Origin of the sequence: Burkholderia anthinoferrum (assembly GCF_002925705.1) — a bacterium.
GTDB lineage: Bacteria > Pseudomonadota > Gammaproteobacteria > Burkholderiales > Burkholderiaceae > Burkholderia > Burkholderia semiarida.
Window position 1 is genome coordinate 1 of the sequence record NZ_LFZP01000098.1, and the last position, 374, is coordinate 374.

1 protein-coding gene is annotated in these 374 nt (G+C 63.9%); it reads right to left on the reverse strand.

Annotated elements, in window-relative coordinates; all coding sequences use genetic code 11:
- On the reverse strand, positions 1-374 hold a 374-nt coding region (locus tag C5F75_RS36070; RefSeq protein WP_146075252.1), incomplete at both ends, for an IS66 family transposase zinc-finger binding domain-containing protein.

The following is a 374-nucleotide window of genomic DNA, read 5'->3' on the forward strand; positions in this document are numbered from 1 at the left end:
GTCGCGCATCAGGTTGATTACCGGCTGCGTGGCCAGTCCCACCCGCACCACGCTGGCAGCCAGCGTATTCGACGAGATATCTCCGCCGAAGCGACGCAGCAGCGTGGCCTGACGATACAGCGGCATGCCGTACTGGTACTTACCGGTGATGATCCACGCCAGCGCGGATTCCGTCAGCAGCCCGCGAGGGATGATACGCGCCGGTGCGGGCGTGACCTTGATACCGAGATCGCAGCATGGGCACGCGTACTTGACCCGCTGGTGCTGAACGACGCGCACTTGCTCGGGAATCACGTCGAGCTGTTCGCTCGTTTCCACGCCGATCTCGACGAGAGCATGGCCATCATGCGCGCAGAACCGCTCGGACTCGGGCA